This is a genomic window from Variovorax sp. RCC_210 (assembly GCF_041355175.1).
Lineage (GTDB): Bacteria > Pseudomonadota > Gammaproteobacteria > Burkholderiales > Burkholderiaceae_C > Variovorax.
This window is the reverse complement of the sequence record NZ_JBFUPJ010000005.1, coordinates 57,059-77,307: the sequence shown is the minus strand read 5'-3', so window position 1 is coordinate 77,307 and position 20,249 is coordinate 57,059. Positions and strand designations below refer to the sequence as shown.

Annotated in this window: 15 protein-coding genes and 1 pseudogene; 8 read left to right on the top strand and 8 right to left on the bottom strand. The window is 69.2% G+C overall.

Annotated elements, in window-relative coordinates; translation table 11 throughout:
* Nucleotides 1–27 precede the first annotated feature (27 nt).
* A complete protein-coding gene (locus AB6807_RS16925; protein WP_371085643.1) occupies nt 28–1,581 on the top strand; it encodes an alkaline phosphatase in 1,554 nt (517 codons plus the stop codon).
* A complete protein-coding gene (locus AB6807_RS16920) occupies nt 1,578–2,297 on the top strand; it encodes a hypothetical protein (protein WP_371085472.1) in 720 nt (239 codons plus the stop codon). The genes AB6807_RS16925 and AB6807_RS16920 overlap by 4 nt, the downstream gene beginning before the upstream one ends.
* A 77-nt stretch (nt 2,298–2,374) precedes the next feature.
* Here AB6807_RS16920 and AB6807_RS16915 read toward each other — a convergent pair whose 3' ends face one another.
* Both AB6807_RS16915 and AB6807_RS16910 read right to left on the bottom strand, forming a co-directional pair.
* Nucleotides 2,375–2,881: a DUF1854 domain-containing protein gene (locus tag AB6807_RS16915; protein WP_371085471.1), complete on the bottom strand. Its 507-nt coding sequence runs from the start codon at nt 2,879–2,881 to the stop codon at nt 2,375–2,377.
* Nucleotides 2,878–5,187 carry an ABC transporter ATP-binding protein gene (locus AB6807_RS16910; RefSeq protein ID WP_371085470.1) on the bottom strand — a complete coding sequence of 770 codons (2,310 nt, stop codon included), beginning with the start codon at nt 5,185–5,187 and terminating at the stop codon, nt 2,878–2,880. Before AB6807_RS16910 ends, AB6807_RS16915 begins: the two co-directional genes overlap by 4 nt.
* 85 nt (nt 5,188–5,272) lie before the next feature.
* Between AB6807_RS16910 and cphA (AB6807_RS16905) the strand changes: the two genes are divergently transcribed.
* The 5 genes from cphA (AB6807_RS16905) (at nt 5,273) to AB6807_RS16885 (ending at nt 11,726) form a co-directional block, all read left to right on the top strand.
* Nucleotides 5,273–7,594: a cyanophycin synthetase gene (cphA, locus tag AB6807_RS16905; protein WP_116912316.1), complete on the top strand. Its 2,322-nt coding sequence runs from the start codon at nt 5,273–5,275 to the stop codon at nt 7,592–7,594.
* Between the two features lie 54 nt (nt 7,595–7,648).
* The gene (gene cphA / locus AB6807_RS16900) at nt 7,649–10,216 is read left to right on the top strand and encodes a cyanophycin synthetase (RefSeq protein WP_116912317.1); all 2,568 of its coding nucleotides are present in this window, start codon (nt 7,649–7,651) and stop codon (nt 10,214–10,216) included.
* 154 nt (nt 10,217–10,370) lie between these two features.
* Nucleotides 10,371–10,781, top strand: coding sequence for a hypothetical protein (locus AB6807_RS16895; protein ID WP_116912318.1), 411 nt, complete (start codon nt 10,371–10,373; stop codon nt 10,779–10,781).
* Between the two features lie 50 nt (nt 10,782–10,831).
* Nucleotides 10,832–11,317, top strand: coding sequence for a hypothetical protein (locus AB6807_RS16890; protein ID WP_286513544.1), 486 nt, complete (start codon nt 10,832–10,834; stop codon nt 11,315–11,317).
* Nucleotides 11,318–11,471: 154 nt separating this feature from the next.
* Entirely contained in the window at nt 11,472–11,726 is a 255-nt protein-coding gene (locus tag AB6807_RS16885) for a hypothetical protein (RefSeq protein WP_116912320.1), read from the top strand.
* A gap of 35 nt (nt 11,727–11,761) precedes the next feature.
* On the opposite strand, the gene AB6807_RS16880 is transcribed toward AB6807_RS16885, so the two are convergent.
* The gene (locus AB6807_RS16880; RefSeq protein WP_371085469.1) at nt 11,762–12,532 is read right to left on the bottom strand and encodes an SDR family NAD(P)-dependent oxidoreductase; all 771 of its coding nucleotides are present in this window, start codon (nt 12,530–12,532) and stop codon (nt 11,762–11,764) included.
* Nucleotides 12,533–12,611: 79 nt separating this feature from the next.
* On the opposite strand from AB6807_RS16880, the pseudogene AB6807_RS16875 reads away from it, so the two are divergent.
* Nucleotides 12,612–13,526 (top strand): annotated as a pseudogene (locus AB6807_RS16875) (LysR family transcriptional regulator); the annotation flags it as partial.
* A gap of 91 nt (nt 13,527–13,617) precedes the next feature.
* On the opposite strand, the gene AB6807_RS16870 reads toward AB6807_RS16875, so the two are convergent.
* The 5 genes from AB6807_RS16870 to AB6807_RS16850 form a co-directional block, all read right to left on the bottom strand.
* Nucleotides 13,618–14,535: a dihydrodipicolinate synthase family protein gene (locus tag AB6807_RS16870; protein WP_371085468.1), complete on the bottom strand. Its 918-nt coding sequence runs from the start codon at nt 14,533–14,535 to the stop codon at nt 13,618–13,620.
* Between the two features lie 14 nt (nt 14,536–14,549).
* On the bottom strand, nt 14,550–16,298 hold the full coding sequence (locus AB6807_RS16865; RefSeq protein WP_371085467.1) for an IlvD/Edd family dehydratase: 1,749 nt from the start codon (nt 16,296–16,298) through the stop codon (nt 14,550–14,552).
* 31 nt (nt 16,299–16,329) lie between these two features.
* Nucleotides 16,330–17,385 (bottom strand): galactofuranose ABC transporter, permease protein YjfF, encoded by a 1,056-nt coding sequence (yjfF, locus tag AB6807_RS16860; protein WP_286513553.1) that lies wholly within the window; start codon nt 17,383–17,385, stop codon nt 16,330–16,332.
* A complete protein-coding gene (locus AB6807_RS16855) occupies nt 17,382–18,428 on the bottom strand; it encodes an ABC transporter permease (RefSeq protein ID WP_371085466.1) in 1,047 nt (348 codons plus the stop codon). Before AB6807_RS16855 ends, yjfF begins: the two co-directional genes overlap by 4 nt.
* 295 nt (nt 18,429–18,723) lie before the next feature.
* Complete coding sequence (locus AB6807_RS16850; RefSeq protein ID WP_116912326.1) at nt 18,724–20,244, bottom strand: sugar ABC transporter ATP-binding protein; 1,521 nt, start codon at nt 20,242–20,244, stop codon at nt 18,724–18,726.
* Nucleotides 20,245–20,249: the final 5 nt, after the last annotated feature.

The following is a 20,249-nucleotide window of genomic DNA, read 5'->3' as shown; positions in this document are numbered from 1 at the left end:
CGGACGAACACAACCATGAACACGACCATGAACCGCACCATCCGCAACCTCGATGCCGGAAACGTCCGCAATGCCCGCAACGCGCGTGCGGTCCGCCTGGCGGCCGCGCTCGTCTGCGCCGCCGCCGGCACGCTGGCCACGGGCGCCCACGCCGCCGGCGAGGCCAAGAACGTCATCTTCTTCCTCGGCGACGGCATGGGCCCCGTCACCGTCACCGCCGCGCGCATCTACAAGGGCGAGAAGCAGCTGGCCGCCAAGCCCGGCTCGCTGGTGAGCCCGGAGCGCGCCAACCTCGTGATGCAGTCGCTGCCCTTCGCGGCGCGCGTGAAGACCTTCTCGCTCGACGGCCAGACCACCGACAGCGCGCCCTCCATGGCCGCCTACATGACCGGCGTGAAGATGCGCAACGAGGTGATCTCGATGTCCAGCGACACCGTGGCCGTCGACAGCACCGGCAAGCAGTACATCAACGGCGAGAACACCACCTGCCAGCCGACCAACGGCAAGGCCGCCGACACGCTGCTGGAGCTGGCCAAGGCCAAGGGGCGCGCGGTGGGCGCGGTGTCGACCACGCGCGTGGGCCACGCCACGCCGGCCACCACCTACGCGCACATCTGCAACCGCAACGGCTACAACACCATCGCCGAGCAGAGCGTACCGGGCCATGCCAACTACAACCCGAAGCTGCTCGACGGCATCGACGTGCTGATGGGCGGCGGCCAGCGCAACTACCTGGCCGGCGCCGGCACCAAGCGCACCGACGGCGTCGACCTGGTGGCCGCGATGACGGCCAAGGGCTACACCTACGTGGACAACGGCACCAGGCTCAAGGCCGTGGACACCGCCGCCACCGGCAAGCTGCTGGGCCTGTTCTCTTCGAGCGAGATGGCCTACGAGCTGGATCGCGTGAAGCAGAACCTCGACCAGCCCAGCCTGTCGGACATGACCGAGAAGGCGCTCGGCGTGCTCAGCAAGAACGACAAGGGCTTCTTCCTGATGGTGGAGGGCGGGCGCATCGACCACGCGCTGCACGGCACCAACGCCAAGCGCGCGCTGGAAGACACGCTGGCCTTCGACGCGGCCATCCAGACCGCGCTGGACTACATGAACAAGAAGGACCCGGGCCTGAAGAACACGCTGGTGGTGGTCACGGCCGACCACGACCACGCGGTGGCGTTCAACGGCTATCCGAAGATCGGCAACCCGATCCTGGGGCTGGTCAACGGCTATGCCGACGGCAAGCCCACGAAGGCGGCCGACGGCAAGCCGTACACCACGCTGGTGTTCGGCAACGGCGGCCGGCCCAACGCGACCGCCGGCAGCGACATCAACGCCGAAGACGGCAACAAGAAATGGATCGCCCCGGCCCGCGCCGCAAGCCGCGACGACCAGAGCGCGATGGACACCACCGACGACAACTTCCTGCAGGAAGTCGGCATCAACCTGGGCGCCCCCGGCACGGAAACGCACGGCGGCGGCGACGTGATGCTGTTCGCGGGCGGCGCGGGCTCGAAGATCTTCAAGGGCACCATGGAGAACATCAAGGTGTTCAACAAGGTCAAGGAAGCGGCTGGCCTGTGACCGCCTCCCCGACCCTCAAGGCGCTGCTGGCCGCCACGGGCCTCGCGGCCTTTTCCATCGCGGCCGGCGCGGCGGGTGTGGCGAGCGATGCTGCCGCTCCCGACCAGAACCTGCGCATCAGCCACCACGTGCTGACCCTCGGCAAGGACGGCGTGCAGCGCGAGAGCCGCTACGCCGACCTGATGTTCCGCCGCGCCGGCACGGTGTGGATCGAGCGCGAGCTGCCGCCGGTGCTGCGCGCCGACCACGACCACGAGGCGCGCGAAGGCAAGGTGCACATCGGCCACTCGCACGCCGACAACACGGCCGCGCCGCTGTGGCTGCGCCGCGATGCGGCCGGCGTGGTGCAGGTGGGCATGGTGCTGCGCGAGCAGAGCAAGGTGATCGAGGTCGACAAGGCCAACTACGGCAACGTGGGCTACGGCGGCTCGTGGGCCAACGCGTACTGGCTGGTCGACCCGGCGAGCCTGCCGCGCATGAAGGCGCTGGGCGCCGGCGCCAAGGGCGTGCAGCGCTACGAGCTCCCGCAGGGCGACAGCACGCTGCGCATCGACTGGGACGTGGCGGGCCGCTACGCCCGCAAGATCGAGCAGCGCAACGCCAACGGCACCTCGGTCAACACCATGACCGCCTCGGCCATCGCGGCGCCGAAGACACTGCCCTGGCAGACGGCCGACGCGTACGAGCGCGGCGAGTATTCCGACCTGCTCGATTGAGCAACTGAGCGACTGAGCGACTGAGCCGGCCTCGACGGTTCAGCCCGGCCAGCCCCGCCAGCCCAAACCGCAGCGGCTCAAAGAAAGCGTTCGAGCAGCTTGCGCGACGCGCGGTCCAGGTCCTTCACGTCGGGAATCCTGAACTGCACGCCGTGCGCGCTGGCAATGAGCAGCGCGCCGCCTTCGAGCCGGCGAATGTCTTCCTCGGCCTTGAGCACGAACGTGGTGTCGCCGCGGTCGGTGCTCACGGTCCAGGTGCTGGGCACGCCGAAGCTGGACACCTTGTGCAGCTGCCGCAGCGTGGGCGCGAAGTCGCGCACCGCGAGTTCTTCCTGCAGCAACGCCCTGGCCGGCGCGGGCAGCAGGGCGACCTCGTCGATCCACACCAGCTCGCGGCCTTCCGCGCCGACCAGCGACACGCCGTGGTCGGGCGCGCTCAGCGGAAAGGCGCGCACGGGCGTGATGCCCACGTGGCGCTCGCCCTGGGCGTCGGTCAGCACGAGGCGGCCGAAGCTGTCACGCGCGAGTTCGAAGCCGGGTCGGGTGTCGTTGGAATTGGTGGCGTTGATGGCGTTGGTGTTCATGCGTCCCCCGCTGGATGGGCTGCGTGGGTGACCGGCAGCGGCGCCTGCGCGCCGGCGCGCTCGTTGGCCGCGCCTTCGCTGGCGTCGTCGTCGGCCTGGCGCAGTTGCGCCTGGTACAGCCGCCAGTAGGCGCCCTGCCGGGCCATCAGCTCGTCGTGCGGCCCGACCTCCACCACCTCGCCGCGGTCCATCACCACGAGGCGGTCGGCCTTGCGCAGCGTCGACAAGCGGTGCGCAATGGCGATGGTGGTGCGGCCCTGCACGAGGTTGTCGAGCGCCTTCTGGATTTCTTTCTCGGTCTCGGTGTCCACCGCCGAGGTGGCTTCGTCCAGGATCAGGATGCGCGGGTCGATCAGCAGCGCCCGCGCGATGCTGATGCGCTGGCGCTCGCCGCCCGACAGGCCCTGCCCGCGCTCGCCCACCAGCGAGTCGTAGCCGTGCGGCAGGCGCAGGATGAAGTCGTGCGCGTGCGCCGCGCGGGCGGCGGCCACCACCTCTTCGCGCGTGGCGTCGGGCTTGCCGTAGGCGATGTTCTGCGCGATGGTGCCGAAGAACAGGAACGGCTCCTGCAGCACCAGCCCCACGTGGCGGCGGTAGTCGGCCACGGCGAAGCGGCGGATGTCGGTGCCGTCGACCTTGATGGCGCCGTCGGTCACGTCGTAGAAGCGGCAGATCAAATTGACCAGCGTGCTCTTGCCCGAACCGCTGTGGCCGACCAGGCCGATCATTTCGCCGGGCTCGATCACCAGGTCCAGGTCGTGGATGACCGCGCGCGAGCCGTAGCGAAAGCCCAGCCCGCTCATCTCGATGCGGCCCTGCACGCGCTCCACCTTCACCGGGTTGGCCGGCTCGGGCACGTTGCTCACGTGGTCGAGGATGTCGAAGATGCGCTTGGCGCCCGCCGCCGCCTTCTGCGTGACCGAGACGATGCGGCTCATGGAGTCGAGCCGCGTGTAGAAGCGCCCGATGTACGCGATGAACGCCGTGAGCACGCCCACCGTGATGCTGCCGCGCGCCACCTGCCAGATGCCGAAGGCCCAGACCACCAGCAGGCCGATTTCGGTGAGCAGCGACACGGTCGGCGTGAACAGCGACCAGGTGCGGTTGAGCTTGTCGTTCACCTGCAGGTTGTAGGCGTTGGCCACGCGAAAGCGCTCGGCCTCGCGGCGTTCCTGCGCAAAGGCCTTGACCACGCGGATGCCGGGAATGGTGTCGGCCAGCACGTTGGTCACCTCGGACCAGACGCGGTCGATCTTCTCGAAGCCGGTGCGCAGGCGGTCGCGCACCACGTGGATCATCCAGGCGATGAACGGCAGCGGCACCAGCGTGACCACGGCCAGCAGCGGGTTGATGGAAAACAGGATGACCGCGGTCATCACGATCATCAGCACGTCGTTGGCGAAATCGAGCGCGTGCAGCGACAGGAAGACGTTGATGCGGTCGGTTTCGGAGCCGATGCGCGACATCAGGTCGCCGGTGCGCTTGCCGCCGAAATAGTCCAGCGGCAGGGTCAGCAGGTGCTCGTAGGTGGTGGTGCGCAGGTCGGCGCCGATGCGCTCCGACACCAGCGCCAGCAGGTAGGTGCGCGCCCAGCCCAGGCCCCAGCCGACCAGCGCCGCGATCAGCAGCCCGCCCAGGTACAGGCCCACGCGCAGGGTGTCGATCTTCTGGCCGTTCTGGAACGGGATCAGGATGTCGTCCATCAGCGGGATGGTCAGGTACGGCGGCACCAGCGTGGCGGCGGTCGAAATCAGGGTCAGGATAAAACCGAGGATCAACTGCTTGCGGTACGGCCCGGCAAAACGGCCCAAACGTAACAGCACCCAGGTCGACGGGGGCGTTTGTATCTCGGTGTCGATGGCGCCTTCTTCAGCGTCGGCGCCGTCGATGGCGTCAGCGGCTGCCGGCGTCTCCTTGGCGACACCCTGCGTTCGCTGTCCGAACAACTTGAGCAGTCGCAGCGCCGCGACCTGGTGGCCCAGCGTGTAGCGCCAGCGGCCCAGACGGCCCGCGGGCCCCGTCAAATCAAGGGTTCCGACGCCCGAATGGTCGGAAAGACGCAGCTCCAGCGCCGCGTCGGTCAGTGGCCACTCACGCCACTTTTCGCCGCCCTGGGTGTCCGGTTCGAGCGCAATCAGCCTGCGGTCAGTCAGCGCGACTAGGCCGCTGGCGAAGCGAAGTTGGTCGTCGAGGTCAACCGTCAGTGTTACCAGAACGTTTTCCGCGACTGCGAGACGGTTTTTCAGCGCCGCTGAAGCCGCCTCTGTTTCGCCCTCCCGGGTGCCGACTGGATCGTGATGTTGCATTGTGTTTCTTTGACTCTTGCCCGTCGCGGACCGCATGGACCGCGTCATGGCGCCCTTGGTCGGGCGCCGATTCTGACTGATCACCATGGGCGCGCTTGAAGGCGCCGCGGTGCTCGGCCAAAGCACATCGAACGTTTGCATGACCCGTTTCGACGACATCCAATTGCTGCGCATCAACTATTTGCGCGGTCCCAACCTCTGGACCTACCGTCCGGTGCTCGAAGTCTGGCTCGACCTGGGCTCGCTGGAGGACTTTCCCTCCAACAAGATCGACGGCTTCACCGACCGCCTGACCGGGCTGCTGCCGGCGCTCATCGAGCACCACTGCGGCGTGGGCGAGCGCGGCGGCTTCATCCAGCGCCTGACCGAAGGCACCTGGTCGGGCCACGTGCTCGAGCACGTGGTCATCGAGCTGCTGAACCTGGCCGGCATGCCCACGGGCTTCGGCCAGACGCGCAGCACCTCGGAGCACGGCGTGTACCGCATGGTGTTCCGCGCGCGCGACGAGCAGGTGGCCCGCGTGGCGCTGGCCGAGGGCCACCGCCTGCTGATGGCGGCCATCAACAACGACCCGTTCAGCGCCGCCGACGTGCAAAAGGCGGTCGACGCGGTCAAGGCCAAGGTGGAAGACTGCTACCTCGGCCCGAGCACCGCGGCCATCGTGTCCGCCGCCACCGACCGCGGCATTCCGCACATGCGCCTGAACAGCGGCAACCTGGTGCAGCTGGGCTACGGCGCCAACCAGCAACGCATCTGGACGGCCGAGACCGACTACACCAGCGCCATCGGCGAATCGATCGCCAGCGACAAGGAACTCACCAAGTCCCTGCTGGCGAGCTGCGGCGTGCCCGTGCCTGAAGGCCAGGTGGTCGACAGCGCCGAAGAAGCCTGGGAAGCCGCCGAGGACATCGGCCTGCCGGTGGTGGTGAAGCCCTCGGACGCCAACCACGGCCGCGGCGTGTCGCTCGAGCTCACCACGCGCGAAGAAGTGATGGCCGCCTATGCCGTGGCCGAGCCCGAAGGCAGCGACGTGATGGTCGAGCGCTTCATCCGCGGCCACGAGCACCGCCTGCTGGTGGTGGGCGGCGAGGTGGTGGCGGCCGCGCGCGGCGAGATCATCACCGTGACCGGCGACGGCCAGGCCACGGTGCGCGAGCTGATCGAAAAGCAGCTCAACAGCGACCCGCGCCGCGGCGCCGAAGAAGAGTTTCCGCTCGACGTGATCGTGCTGGACACCGACGCCAAGCTGCAGCTGGAGCTCAAGCGCCAGGAGCTGGACGGCAACGCCGTGCCGGCCGCCGGCCGCGTGGTGACCATCCAGCGCAACGGCAACATGGCCAACGACTGCACCGACCAGGTCCACCCCGAAGTCGCGCACGCCGCCGTGCTGGCCGCGCGCGTGGTGGGCCTCGACATCGCGGGCATCGACTTGGTGGCGCAAGACATCTCCAAGCCGCTGGGCCCGCAACGTGGCGCCATCGTCGAAGTCAACGCCGGCCCCGGCCTGCTGATGCACCTGAAGCCGGCCGTCGGTTCGCCGCGCCCGGTGGGCCGCGCCATTTGCGACCACCTGTTCCCCAACGACGCGCCCGGCCGCATTCCCGTGATCGGCGTGGCCGGTTCGCGCGACACCGCCGTGCTGGCGCGGCTGGTGGCCTGGCTCATCAACCTGGGCGGGCGCCATACCGGCCTGGCCTGCCGCGACGGGCTGTTCCTGGAACGCCGCCGCGTCGACGCGCGCGACAGTGCCAACTGGGACGCCGGCCACCGCCTGCTGGTCAACCGTGCCGTGCAGGCCGTGGTGATCGAGAACGGCGCCGAGACCATCCTGCGCGACGGCCTCTCCTACGACCGCTGCGAAGTCGGCATCGTCACCGACCTGGAAGGCTTCGAAGCCCTGGCCGACTACGACGTGACCGAGAGCGACCAGATGGTCAAGGTGCTGCGCACTCAGGTCGACGTGGTGCTCTCCGAAGGCACCGCCGTCCTGAACGCTGCCGACGCGCGCGTGGCCGGCCTGGCGCCGCTGTGCGACGGCGCCGTCATCCTGTATGCGGCCGACCCGCAGGCCGCCGCCCTCACCGCGCACCAGAGCGCCGGCGGCAAGGCCGTGCTGGTGCGGCAAGACCGCGTGGTGCTGGCCAACGGCAGCAGCGAATCGTTCCTGCCCGGCCTGGGCCGCCTCACCGTGTGGCGCGCCACCCATGCCGGCGTGAGCCTTGAAAGCCTGCTGGCCGCCGTGGCCGCGGCCTGGGCGCTGGGCATTCCGCTGAACCTGATCGGCGCCGGCGTGGAAGCCTTCGAGGCCGACCTGCAGGCCGCGCTGGCCTCGCTGCAGCTGTCGCAAACACAGCCGCAACCGCAACCGCAGATGCATCCCCAGCCGCTGCACCCCCAGTTCATCTGACGCGTTCGCGCGCCGCCAACTCAAGCCCGCAAGCTCCTACGCTCTCGCCGCCCCATGAAAGTCACCCGCATCCGAGCCCTTCGCGGGCCCAATCTCTGGAGCCGCCACACCGCCATCGAGGCGGTCGTGGCCTGCGAAGGCGATGAGAACGCCATCACCCGCCTGGCCGGTTTCGAAGACCGCCTGCGCGCGCGCTTCCCGACCATCGGCGAGCTGCACCCGATGGTGCTGGGCCAGCCGCTGGCCCTGGCCCACGTGCTGGAAAACGCCGCCGTCGCGCTGCAGTCGCAGGCCGGCTGCGCCGTCAACTTCGGCCACACCTCGCCCACGCTGGAAGAAGGCGTCTACCAGGTCGTGTTCCAGTACAGCGAAGAGGCCGTGGGCCGCCGCGCCATCGAGCTGGCCGACCAGCTCATCGCGGCCGCGCAGGCCGACACCCCCTTCGACGCCGACGCCGCCATCACCGAGCTGCGCGACCTCGACGAATCGGAGCGCCTGGGCCCGAGCACCGGCTCCATCGTCGATGCGGCCGTGGCACGCGGCATTCCGTATCGCCGCCTCACCAGCGGCAGCCTGGTGCAGTTCGGCTGGGGCTCCAAGCAGCGCCGCATCCAGGCCGCCGAGGTCGACAGCACCAGCGGCGTGGCCGAATCGATCGCGCAGGACAAGGAACTGACCAAGCAGCTGCTCAACGCCGCCGGCGTGCCGGTGCCGCTGGGCCGCCCCGTGAGCAGTGCCGAAGACGGCTGGGCCGCGGCCCACGAAATCGGCCTGCCGGTGGTGGTGAAACCGCAGGACGGCAACCAGGGCAAGGGCGTGACGGTGAACATCACCACGCGCGAGGAACTGTTCTCGGCCTACGCCTCGGCCGCCGTGTACGGCGAGGTGATGGTCGAGAAGTTCCTGCCCGGCTTCGACTTCCGCCTGCTGGTGGTGGGCGACCGGCTCGTGGCCGCGGCGCGCCGCGACCCGCCGCAGGTGATCGGCGACGGCGCCCTCACCGTGCGCCAGCTGGTGGACACCGTGAACCTCGACCCGCGCCGCGGCGAGGGCCACGCCACCTCGCTCACCAAGATCCGGCTGGACGACATCGCCATCGGCCGGCTCGAATCGCAGGGCCTCACGCCCGACAGCGTGCCCGCGCGCGGCCAGCGCGTGGTGCTGCGCAACAACGCCAACCTGTCGACCGGCGGCACCGCCACCGACGTGACCGACACCGTGCACCCCGAAGTGGCGGCGCGCGCGGTGGACGCCGCGCAAATGGTCGGCCTGCACATCTGCGGCGTGGACATGGTCTGCGAGAACGTGCTGCGCCCGCTCGAGGAGCAGCACGGCGGCGTGGTCGAGGTCAATGCCGCGCCCGGCCTGCGCATGCACATCTCGCCTTCGTTCGGCCGCGGCCGCGCGGTCGGCGAGGCGGTAATGGACACGCTGTACGCGCACGGCGACGACGGCCGCATTCCGGTGGTGGCCGTCACCGGCACCAACGGCAAGACCACCACCGCGCGGCTGATCAACCACCTGCTCGCCTCCAGCGGCCTGCGCACCGGCATGACCAACACCGACGGCGTGTACGTCGATGGCCGCCAGACCGACAGCGGCGACTGCAGCGGCCCCAAGAGCGCGCGCAACGTGCTGATGCATCCCGACGTGGACGCGGCCGTGTTCGAGGTGGCCCGCGGCGGCGTGCTGCGCGAGGGCCTGGGCTTCGACCGCTGCCAGGTGGCCGTGGTCACCAACATCGGCAGCGGCGACCACCTGGGGCTGAACTACATCACCACCGTGGAAGACCTGGCGGTGCTCAAGCGCGTGATCGTGCGCAACGTGTCCGCCGACGGCTACGCGGTGCTCAACGCCGCCGACCCGAACGTCGCGGCCATGGCCGCGGGCTGCCCCGGCCACGTGATCTTCTTCACCGCCGACCGCATGCACCCGGTGATGGCCACGCACCGCGCGCAGGGCAAGCGCACCGTGTACGTCGACCAGGACACGCTGGTGGCCGCCGAAGGCTCGTGGCGCGAACGCATCGCGCTGCGCGACGTGCCCATCACGCGCGGCGGCACCATCGGCTTCCAGGTCGACAACGTGATGGCCTCGGTGGCCGCGGCCTGGGCCGTGGGGCTGGACTGGGACACCATCCGCAGCGGCCTGGCCAGCTTCATGAACGACGCGGCCGGCGTGCCCGGTCGCTTCAACGTCATGGACTACCGCGGCGCCACCGTGATCGCCGACTACGGCCACAACACCGACGCCATGCGCGCGCTGGTGTCGGCGGTGGACACCATGCCGGCGAAGAAGCGCTCGGTGGTCATCAGCGGCGCGGGCGACCGGCGCGACTCCGACATTCGCGACCAGACCGCCATCCTGGGCCAGGCCTTCGACGACGTGATCCTGTACCAGGACGCGGCGCAGCGCGGCCGCGCCGACGGCGAGGTGATGGCGCTGCTGCGCCAGGGCCTGCAGGGCGCGGCGCGCACGCGCTACATCGACGAGATCCGCGGCGAGTTCGTCGCCATCGACACCGCGCTGGCGCGCCTGCAGCCCGGGGACCTGTCGCTGATCCTGGTCGACCAGGTGGAAGAAGCGCTGGCTCACCTCGCGAGCCGCATCGCGGCCGGCTGAAGGCTTCGCTGACGGACGTGTCCCACATGCAGGGGCGCGTCCGGCCCGGTCGAACGGTGCGGCTGTCCCACAGACCCGCCACCTTCGCCGACACCACACTGTGGCTCCGGTCACGCAACTGAAAGCAGGTGCGTGCCCCAACCAAGGAGCCCGCATGACAACAACAGTACGTTCCATCCTTTCCGCCACGGCACTCTTCGCCGCCAGTGGCTTCATGGTCTTCGGCGCGCAGACCGCCGGCGCACAGGCGCCCGGCACCGAAGCCCGCATGCAGAAAGAACGCGCCACCTGCGACGGCGTGCAGCAAGACCGCGCCGCCTGCCTGCGCGAAGCCGGAGCCGCCCGCCAGGAAGCCGGCCGCGCCGGCCTGACCACGCCCAGCCCGGCGCGCGGCGAAGTGAATTCGCTGGCACGCTGCAGCGAGCAGCCGGGCCCGGACCAGCCCGAGTGCGAAGCGCGCATCAAGGGCGGTGCCCGCACCACCACCGAAGGCAGCGTGATGGGCGGCGGCGTGATTCGCGAAACCGTTACCCCCCTGCCGGCGCAGACCGTGCCGTCGCGCTGAATCGCGCGTTGAGTCCCCGCAGCAATTCCCTGAAAACCAAGGAGCACCTCATGCAAAGCAAGACCTCGCGTTCGATGATCTTCGCGCTGCTCGCCCTGGGCGGCGTGGCCAGCGCCACCGTGGCTTCTGCCGCCGGCCCGCGCCGCGGCGAATCCGACAGCACCTACCAGCGCGAGCTGGCGGTGTGCGGCCACAACCAGCAGGACCGTGCCGCCTGCATCCGCGAAGCCGGCGCCGCACGCCAGGCCGCGGCCCGTGGCGGCCTGACCAGCGCGCCCGACTACCGCGCCAACGCCCTCGCACGCTGCGGCCTGCAGCAGCCGGCCGACCGCGCCGACTGCGAGGCCCGCGTGCTGGGCGGTGCCGGCAACACCAGCGCCGCCGTGGAAGGCAGCGTGATGGGGGGCGGCGTGATCCGCGAATCGGTCACGACCACCGTGCGCACCGTGCCCGCGCCGGGCATGCGCCCGATGCCGATGGACCGCGCGCCCGAGCCCGTGATGGCGCCCCGCCCGGCGCCGATGCCGATGCGCTGAGCATTCCCGACGCTTTTTCGACCTGCCTGCCATAGCCCGCGGCCCGGTGTTTCCGGCCCGCGGGCTATGTCCTTGGTTGTCACAGAACCGTCATAAAGGGCCGGCGCACGCTAGCTATAGTTCTAGCTCCCTGCCACCCGAGGAATCCCTTCCCATGAATGCCATCAAGGTCGCTCGCCGATTCATCGAAACGGACCCGGCCAACGAATCGGCCAAGATCCTGGCCCAGCTCGTGTTGGCCCTGGAGTCCGAACGCAGCTTCGAGCTGATCACGCTGTACAACCTCGACTACAAGAGCTTCGAGCTCGCCATGGACATCCTGAAAGAGTGGCGCCTGGACCGCTACTACGCCAGCAAGTCGAAGCTGTTCGACCTGTCGCTGCAGCTCACCGAGCTCGAGAAGAGCTGATCGTTCTGTCCTGAGCGTCCGGGCACGCCGCGTGCTCAGACCAGCATCCCGCCCGACACCTCGATGCGTTGGGCGTTGACCCAGCCGTTCCCCTCCCTCAGCAAGCTCGCGATGGCGCCGCCCACGTCGTCGGGCAGGCCCGCGCGTCCCAGCGCGGTGAAGCCGGCGACCATTGCGTTCACCTGCGGGTTGTCGCGCACCATGCCGCCGCTGAAGTCGGTGGCGATGGCGCCCGGCGCAATGGTGTTCACCGAGATGCCGCGCGCGCCCAGCTCCTTGGCGAGGTAGCGCGTCAGCGTCTCGACCCCGCCCTTCATCGCCGCGTAGGCCGAGGCACCGGGCATCGAGAAGCGCGTGAGCCCCGACGACAGGTTCACGATGCGCCCGCCGTCGTTGAGCAGCGGCAGCAGCTTCTGCGTGAGGAAGTACGTGCCCTTGAAGTGGATGTTGAAGAGCATGTCGAACTGCGCTTCGGTCGTTTCCTCGAAGCTCGCGTGCAGGCCGACGCCGGCGTTGTTCACCAGGAAGTCGAAGCGCTCGCGCTGCCATGTGGCGGCCAGCGCCGCCTTCACCGCATCGGCGAAGGCCGCGAAGGTCTTGCTGTCGCCCACGTCGAGCGGCAGCGCCACGGCGCGGCGGCCCTTCGCCTCGATCTCGGACACCACCGCCCGCGCGCTGGCTTCGTTCGACACATAGGTCAGGATCACATCGACGCCGTCGGCGGCCAGCGCCAGCGCGGCGCTGCGGCCCAGGCCACGGCTGCCGCCGGTGATGAGTGCGATGCGGGAGAGAGTGGAACCGGTCATTTCAAAGTCCTCTGGTGGTTGATGGGGGTGGTTGATGAACCGACTTTAAAAATTACCGCCCACAAGATAAATCCCGTGCATGGGAGCACACTGTTATCAGCCAACAGGACAATCCGACGCCATGAACACCGACGAATTGCGCATCTTCTCGCGGGTTGCCGAGCTCGCCAGCTTCAGCCGCGCCGCCGACCAGCTCGGGCTGACCCGTGCGCGCACCTCGGTGGCCGTGCAGCAGCTCGAAGAGCGGCTGGGCACGCGGCTGTTGCAGCGCACCACGCGCAGCGTGCGCCTCACCGAGGACGGCGAGCGCTTCCTGGAGCGTTGCAAGGACTACCTGGCCGAAGGCGAGCAGCTGGCCGGCATGTTCCGCTCGGACGCCAGCGGCCTCACCGGTCGCCTGCGCATCGACCTGCCGGCCACCGTGGCGCGCGACCTCGTCATTCCGCGCCTGCCCGAATTTCTCGCGCTGCATCCCGCGCTGGAAATCGGCATCAGCACCACCGACCGCCGCGTCGACCTGGTAAACGAAGGCTTCGACTGCGTGCTGCGCGTGGGCGTGCTGGGCGACTCCGAGCTGGTCGCGCGGCCGCTCGGTTTCATGCGCATGGCCAACGCCGCGAGCCCGGCCTACCTGCAGGCGCACGGCACGCCGCGCACCCTGGCCGACCTGGCGCACCACCGCATCGTGCATTTCGCGCAGACGCTGTCGCCGAACGACGCGGGCTGGGAGTACTTCGACGCGGTACAGGGCCGCTACCGCATGCAGCCGGTGCGCTCCCTGGTCACGGTGAACGGCACCGACGCGTACAACGCCGCGGCGGTGGCGGGCCTGGGGCTGATCCAGGCGCCGGTCGGCGGCCTGCAGCCCTGCTTCGATTCCGGCTCGCTGGTGCAGGTGATGCCGGGCTTTGCCGCGCGCCCGATGCCGGTGTCGCTGGTGTATGTCAACCGCCGCCAGCTCGCGCCGCGCGTGCTCGCCGTGATGAACTGGCTGACCGAGCTGCTCGCGCCCTACTTCGCCGAGGGGAGCGACGTGGCGTTCACCGCCGCGGCAGCGGCTCGTGACCCTAGCGCCCCCAGCGACCCTAGCGCCCCCAGCGCAGCACCAGCGGGTCGAGCCGCTTCGCCGTCTCGATCAGGCCGGCACGGGTTTCAGGGTGCATCGCCGGCAGCGGATGCCGCGGCGCCTCGCAAGCGATCACGCCGCCCTCCTTCATGAGCGACTTGCAGGCCAGCAGGCCCGCCTGCCGGTTCTCGTAGTTGATGAGCGGCAGCCACTGCTGGTACCGCGCGAATGCGGTGTCGCGGTCGCCCGCGCGGTGCGCCTCGATGATCGGGCGAATCCCGTCGGGGTAGCCACCGCCGGTCATCGAGCCGGTGGCGCCGGCGTCGAGGTCGGGCATCAGCGTGATGGCTTCCTCGCCGTCCCACGGGCCCTCGATGGCGTCGCCGCCCAGGCGGATCAGCTCGCGCAGCTTGGCGGCCGCGCCCGGCGTCTCGATCTTGAAGTACGCCACGTGCTCGATCTCCTTCGCCATGCGCGCGAGGAAGGGCGCCGACAGCACGGTGCCGCTCGCCGGCGCGTCCTGCACCATGACGGGAATGCCCACCGCGTCCGACAGCCGCGCATAGAACTCGAAGATCTGCGGCTCCGGCACGCGGAAGGTGGCGCCGTGGTACGGCGGCATCACCATCAGCATGGCCGCGCCCATGTCCTGCGCGCGGCGGCTGCGCTCGGCGCAGACCTTGGTGCTGTAGTGCGTGGTGGTCACGATGACCGGCACGCGCCCCTTCACGTGCTCGAGGATCGCGCGCGTGAGCACCTCGCGTTCGTCGTCGGACAGCACGAACTGCTCTGAGAAGTTCGCCAGGATGCACAGCCCGTCGGAGCCCGCGTCGATCATGAAGTCGACGCAGCGCTTCTGGCTCTCGAGGTCGAGCGCGCCCTGTTCGGTGAAGGTGGTCGGCACCACCGGGAAGATGCCGCGGTATCTGGGGGTCATGGGTGTTCGTGTGGTCAATGCGAGTGGCGGGGAACGGCCGCGCCGCGGCAGCCGACGAGAAAGTCGAAGTCGCAGCCCTCGTCGGCCTGCAGCACGTGGTTGACGTAGAGCTTCTGGTAGCCGCCGCCGCGCGTGCTCATCGGTTGCGCGTCGGTGCCCGACAGCGATGCCAGCCGCGTGGCGAGTTCTTCGTCGCTGATGTCCAGGTGCAGCCGGCCCGCGTCGCAGTCGAGCTCGATCCAGTCGCCGTCGCGCACCGCCGCCAGCGGCCCGCCGTCGGCGGCTTCGGGCGCCACGTGCAGCACCACCGTGCCGTAGGCGGTGCCGCTCATGCGCGCGTCCGAGATGCGCACCATGTCCTTCACGCCCTGGCGCAGCAGCTTGGGCGGCAGGCCCATGTTGCCGACCTCGGCCATGCCGGGGTAGCCCTTGGGGCCGCAGTTCTTCAGCACCATCACCGAGCTGGCGTCGATGTCGAGGTCTTCGTCGACGATGCGCTCCTTGTAGTGCTCCAGGTTCTCGAACACCACCGCCCGGCCGCGGTGCTTCAGCAGCTCCGGCGTGGCGGCCGAGGGCTTCAGCACCGCGCCGCGCGGCGACAGGTTGCCGCGCAGGATGCGGATGCCGCCGTCGGCGATCAGCGGGTTGCTCAGCGGGCGGATCACCTCGTCGTCCAGGCTGGGCGCCTCGCGCACGTTGTCCCAGAGCGAGCGGCCGTTCACGGTGAGCGCGCCGGGGTGCGGCAGCAGCCCGTTCTCGCCGAGGCGCCGCAGCACGGCGGGCAGGCCGCCGGCGTAATAGAACTCCTCCATCAGGAAGCGGCCCGAGGGCATCAGGTCGACGATGGTGGGCGTGTGGCTGCCGATGCGCGTCCAGTCTTCCAGCTCCAGCTCGACGCCGATGCGCCCCGCGATGGCCTTCAGGTGGATCACCGCGTTGGTCGAGCCGCCGATGGCCGCGTTCACGCGAATGGCGTTCTCGAAGGCCTCGCGCGTGAGGATCTTCGACAGCGTGAGCCCTTCTCTCGCCATCTGTACCGCGCGCATGCCCGACATCTGCGCCAGCACGTAGCGCCGCGCGTCGACCGCCGGAATGGCCGCGTTGTGCGGCAGCGAGGTGCCCAGCGCCTCGGCCATGCAGGCCATGGTCGACGCCGTGCCCATGGTGTTGCAGGTGCCCGCCGAGCGCGACATGCCGCCTTCGGCCGAGAGGAACTGGTGCAGGTCGATTTCACCGGCCTTCAGCGATTCGTGCAGCTGCCACACCGCCGTGCCCGAGCCGATGTTCTTGCCGTCGAGCTTGCCGTTGAGCATGGGCCCGCCCGTGACCACGATGGCCGGAATGTCGCAGCTGGCAGCACCCATCAGCAGCGCGGGCGTGGTCTTGTCGCAGCCCGTGAGCAGCACCACCGCATCGACCGGGTTGCCGCGAATGGCCTCCTCCACGTCCATGCTCGCGAGGTTGCGCGTGAGCATGGCCGTGGGCCGCAGGTTCGATTCGCCGTTGGAGAACACCGGGAACTCCACCGGGAAGCCGCCCGCCTCGGAGATGCCGCGCTTCACGTGCTCGGCGATCTTGCGGAAGTGCGCGTTGCACGGCGTGAGCTCCGACCAGGTGTTGCAGATGCCGACGATGGGGCGGCCGTCGAACTCGTGGTCGGGAATGCCCTGGTTCTTCATCCAGCTGCGGTACATGAAGCCGTTCTTGTCGGCCGAGCCGAACCATTCGGTCGAGCGCAGTTTCTTCGGAGGGGTGTCCGGCATGCGAGGTGTCCTGAGGGAGAGAGGTGAAGGGTCAGCGCCGGGGTGCGCGCGAGGTGAAGAAGCGCTGCAGCAGGCAGAACACGAACAGCAGCGCGCCGACCACGATGCGCGTCCACCACGAGCTGAGCGTGCCGTCGAAGGAGATCAGCGTCTGGATGATCCCGAGCATCAGCACGCCGAACAGCGTGCCCGCCACATAGCCCACGCCGCCGGTGAGCAGCGTGCCGCCGATGACCACCGCGGCGATGGCGTCCAGCTCCAGCCCCACCGCGTGCAGCCCGTAGCCCGAGAGCATGTAGAAGGTGAAGATCACGCCCGCCAGCGCCGAGCAGAAGCCCGACAGCGTGTACACGCCGATGAGCGTGCGCCGCACCGGCAGGCCCATGAGCATGGCCGAATGCTCGCTGCCGCCAATGGCGTACACCGCGCGGCCGAAAGGCGTGCAGTGCGCGATGAACACCGCCGCCAGCAGCACCACGATGGCGATGACCGCGCTGATCGACACCGAGGCCTCGCCCCAGATCGGAATGCGGACCTGCGACACCTCGGAATAGAACGCGTTGGTGATGCTGATCGAGTCGATGCTGATGAGGTAGCACAGCCCGCGCGCCAGGAACATGCCCGCCAGCGTGACGATGAAGGGCTGCAGCCTGAAGCGCTCGATGAGCAGCCCCATGAACGCGCCGAAGGCCGTGCCCATCGCGAGCACCAGCGGAATGACGATGCCCGGGCTCCAGCCGTGCTTTTCCACCAGCGAGGCCGACACCATGGTGGTCAGCGCGATGACCGAGCCCACCGACAGGTCGATGCCGCCCGAAAGAATGACGAAGGTCATGCCCACGGCGACGACGATGAGGAAGGCGTTGTCGATCAGCAGGTTGAGGAACACCTGCGCCGAGAAGAAGCCGTCGTAGAACACCGAGCCCAGCGTGGCCACCAGCAGGAACAGCGAGATGGTCGCGGTCAGCGGCAGGTACTTCGGGTTGAGCCCTTTCTTCTTGTTCCCCGCATGGCCCCCTCTCCCGCCCCCTTTCCCGCTGAGCGTAGAGGGCTGGGGTGAGGTTGTTGTATCGATCACCGCGCTCATGCCGCGTCCCCTTCCTGCACGGGTCGTTGCACGGGCCGTTGCACCAGCACCCGCACCTGCGCCCTGAACTCCGGCGACTGCAGCAGCATCACCGCGAACACCACCCCCGCCTTCACCACCAGGTTGATTTCCGGCGGCACCCCCAGCGAATAGATCGCATAGGTCAGCGTCTGGATGATGAGCGCGCCGATCACGCTGCCCACCAGGCTGAAGCGCCCGCCGGTGAGCGCCGTGCCGCCCAGCGTCACCGCCAGGATCGCGTCGAGCTCGATGAGCTGGCCCGCGTTGTTGCCGTCCGCGCTCTTCACGTTGGAGCTGATCAGCAGGCCCGCCACGCCCGCGCAGGCGCCGCAGAAGGCGTAGGCCCCCACGACGAGCCGCCGCGCCTGGATGCCCGCCACGCGCGCCGCCGTCGGGTTGATGCCCACCGCCTGGATGAACAGCCCCAGCGCCGTGCGCGTGATGGCCAGGTACAGCAGCACGAACACCGCCGCCACGATGAACAGCGAGAACGGCAGGCCCAGCAGGTAGCCGCTGCCGAGGAAGAAGAAGGGCTTGTAGTAGATGGTGATGATCTGGCCGTCGGCAATCAGCTGCGCGATGCCGCGGCCCGCCACCATGAGGATCAGCGTGGCGATGATCGGCTGCATGCCCACCTTGGCGACCAGCAGGCCGTTCCACAGGCCGCACAGCAAGGCGATGCCGATGGCCGCAAGGATGGCGAGCGACATCGGAAAGCGGCTCACGTCGCTGGCGACCGAGCCGCCGATCATCCAGGCCGCGAGCGACGCCGCAATGGCCACCACCGCGCCGACCGAGATGTCGATGCCGCGCGTGGCGATCACCAGGGTCATGCCGAGGGACACCAGCACCAGGGGGGCGGCGCGGTTGAGGATGTCGATGAGGCTGCCGTAGAGATGGCCGTCGCGCCATTCGAGGTGGAGGAAGCTGGCGTTGAAGGCGGTGTTCACCGCGAGCAGGAGCACGAGCGTGACGAGGGGCCAGGCGAGGCGGTGGCTCATAAGGGATGAAAGGCGGTTCATGTGTTCTGCCTTGCTCCTTCCCCTTCCGGGGGAAGGCGGGGATGGGGGCACGCGGCCTTGAACATTGCGCGGCGGTGAAGGCCGCGCGCCCCCACCCCTGCCCTCCCCCGGAAGGGGAGGGAGAAATACCCGGGGCCAGCGCAAGCCGCGCGCGGTTTGTCTTGCTCCTTCCCCTCTCGGGGGAAGGCCGGGATGGGGGCACGCGGCGTTCGCCGCACGACAGCGCCCGATCGAAGGCCGCTTGCCCCCACCCCTGCCCTCCCCCAGCGGGGGAGGGAGACATGCAATGGTTGGTTCATGCGGCGGCAATCATTTCGTAAACCTCATCCTCCGAAGCCCCACCCGGCAGCTCCCCCACCTTCTTCCTGTCCCGCAGCACGACGATGCGATGCGCCACGCGCACCACCTCGCTCATCTCCGACGAGATGAACACCACGGCCATGCCCGCGCGCGCCAACCGCAAGATCTCTTCCATGATTTCCTGCTTCGCCGCCACGTCGATGCCGCGCGTCGGCTCGTCCAGGATCAGCAGGCGCGGCTCGGTCGCGAGCCAGCGCGCGATCATGGCCTTCTGCTGGTTGCCGCCCGACAGCAAGCCGATGGGCGTCTCCACGCTCGCGGTCTTGATGCCCAGCGACTTCACGAAGCGCTCGGCCATCTCCGTCTGCTCGGCATGCGACAGAAAACGCCGGGTGCCCAGACGCGCCTGCAAGGCCAGCGCGATGTTCTCCCGCACCGACAGCTCCGCGACGATGCCGTCGGTCTTGCGTTCTTCAGGGCACAGCGCCAACCCTTCGCGAATCGCATCGGCGGGGTTCGAGAAGCTGACGGAGCGCCCATCGACCTTCAGCACCCCGCGGTCCGGCATTTCCAGCCCGAACAGCAGCCGCGCCAGCTCCGTGCGCCCCGCGCCCAGCAGCCCGGCAATGCCGACCACCTCGCCCGCGCGCACACGCAGATCCGTCGCCTGCAGCTGCCCCGCCTGCCCCAGCCCTTCGGCCTGCAGCAGCGCAGGCGCTGCCTCGTCGAACGCAGGCAACGCCGCCGGCCGCGCCGACTGCGCCGCCAGCTCGCGCCCCAGCATCGCGGCGATCAGGGCCTGCGGCCCCAGGTCCGCCGCGCGCCACTCGCCGATCCACGCCCCGTTGCGCAGCACGGTGATGCGGTCCGACACCGCGTACATCTGGTTGAGAAAGTGCGTGACGAACACGATGGCCAGCCCCTCGCCGCGCAAACGCCGCAGCACCTCGAACAGCTTCTCCACCTCGTCGTCGTCCAGGCTCGATGTCGGCTCGTCGAGGATCAGCACCTTCGACGACACGCCCAGCGCCCGCGCGATGGCCACCATCTGCTGCACCGCCACCGAGTAGCTCGACAGCAGCCGCGTCACGTCGATGTCCAGCCCGATGCGCGCGAGCAGCTCCTCGGCGCGCCGGTTCACCGATGCCCAGTCGATGCGAAAGCCCTGCGCCATGCCGCAGCGCGGATAGCGGCCCGCGAACACGTTCTCGGCCACCGACAGGTTGGGGCACAGGTTCACCTCCTGGTAGACCGTGCTGATGCCCAGCTTCTGCGCGTCCAGCGGCGACGCGGGGCGAATCGGCCGGCCGTCCAGGAACATCTCGCCGCCGCTGGACGGCAACACGCCCGTCAGCACCTTGATGAGCGTGGACTTGCCCGCGCCGTTCTGCCCCATCAGCGCATGGATTTCGCCGGGGTACAGGTTCAGCCGCACGTCGCGCAGCACGTGGATGCCGCCGAACTGCTTGTGGATGCCCTTCAGTTCGAGCACGGGCGATGGAGTGCTGTCAGCCATGCGCG

Coding starts and splice junctions, on each gene's coding strand:
- AB6807_RS16925 (WP_371085643.1), top strand. CDS start 28: ATGAACCGCACCATCCGCAACCTCGATGCCGGAAACGTCCGCAATGCC.
- AB6807_RS16915 (WP_371085471.1), bottom strand. CDS start 2,881: ATGAACACCAACGCCATCAACGCCACCAATTCCAACGACACCCGACCC.
- AB6807_RS16910 (WP_371085470.1), bottom strand. CDS start 5,187: ATGCAACATCACGATCCAGTCGGCACCCGGGAGGGCGAAACAGAGGCG.
- cphA (WP_116912316.1), top strand. CDS start 5,273: ATGGGCGCGCTTGAAGGCGCCGCGGTGCTCGGCCAAAGCACATCGAAC.
- cphA (WP_116912317.1), top strand. CDS start 7,649: ATGAAAGTCACCCGCATCCGAGCCCTTCGCGGGCCCAATCTCTGGAGC.
- AB6807_RS16895 (WP_116912318.1), top strand. CDS start 10,371: ATGACAACAACAGTACGTTCCATCCTTTCCGCCACGGCACTCTTCGCC.
- AB6807_RS16890 (WP_286513544.1), top strand. CDS start 10,832: ATGCAAAGCAAGACCTCGCGTTCGATGATCTTCGCGCTGCTCGCCCTG.
- AB6807_RS16885 (WP_116912320.1), top strand. CDS start 11,472: ATGAATGCCATCAAGGTCGCTCGCCGATTCATCGAAACGGACCCGGCC.
- AB6807_RS16880 (WP_371085469.1), bottom strand. CDS start 12,532: ATGACCGGTTCCACTCTCTCCCGCATCGCACTCATCACCGGCGGCAGC.
- AB6807_RS16870 (WP_371085468.1), bottom strand. CDS start 14,535: ATGACCCCCAGATACCGCGGCATCTTCCCGGTGGTGCCGACCACCTTC.
- AB6807_RS16865 (WP_371085467.1), bottom strand. CDS start 16,298: ATGCCGGACACCCCTCCGAAGAAACTGCGCTCGACCGAATGGTTCGGC.
- yjfF (WP_286513553.1), bottom strand. CDS start 17,385: ATGAGCGCGGTGATCGATACAACAACCTCACCCCAGCCCTCTACGCTC.
- AB6807_RS16855 (WP_371085466.1), bottom strand. CDS start 18,428: ATGAACCGCCTTTCATCCCTTATGAGCCACCGCCTCGCCTGGCCCCTC.
- AB6807_RS16850 (WP_116912326.1), bottom strand. CDS start 20,244: ATGGCTGACAGCACTCCATCGCCCGTGCTCGAACTGAAGGGCATCCAC.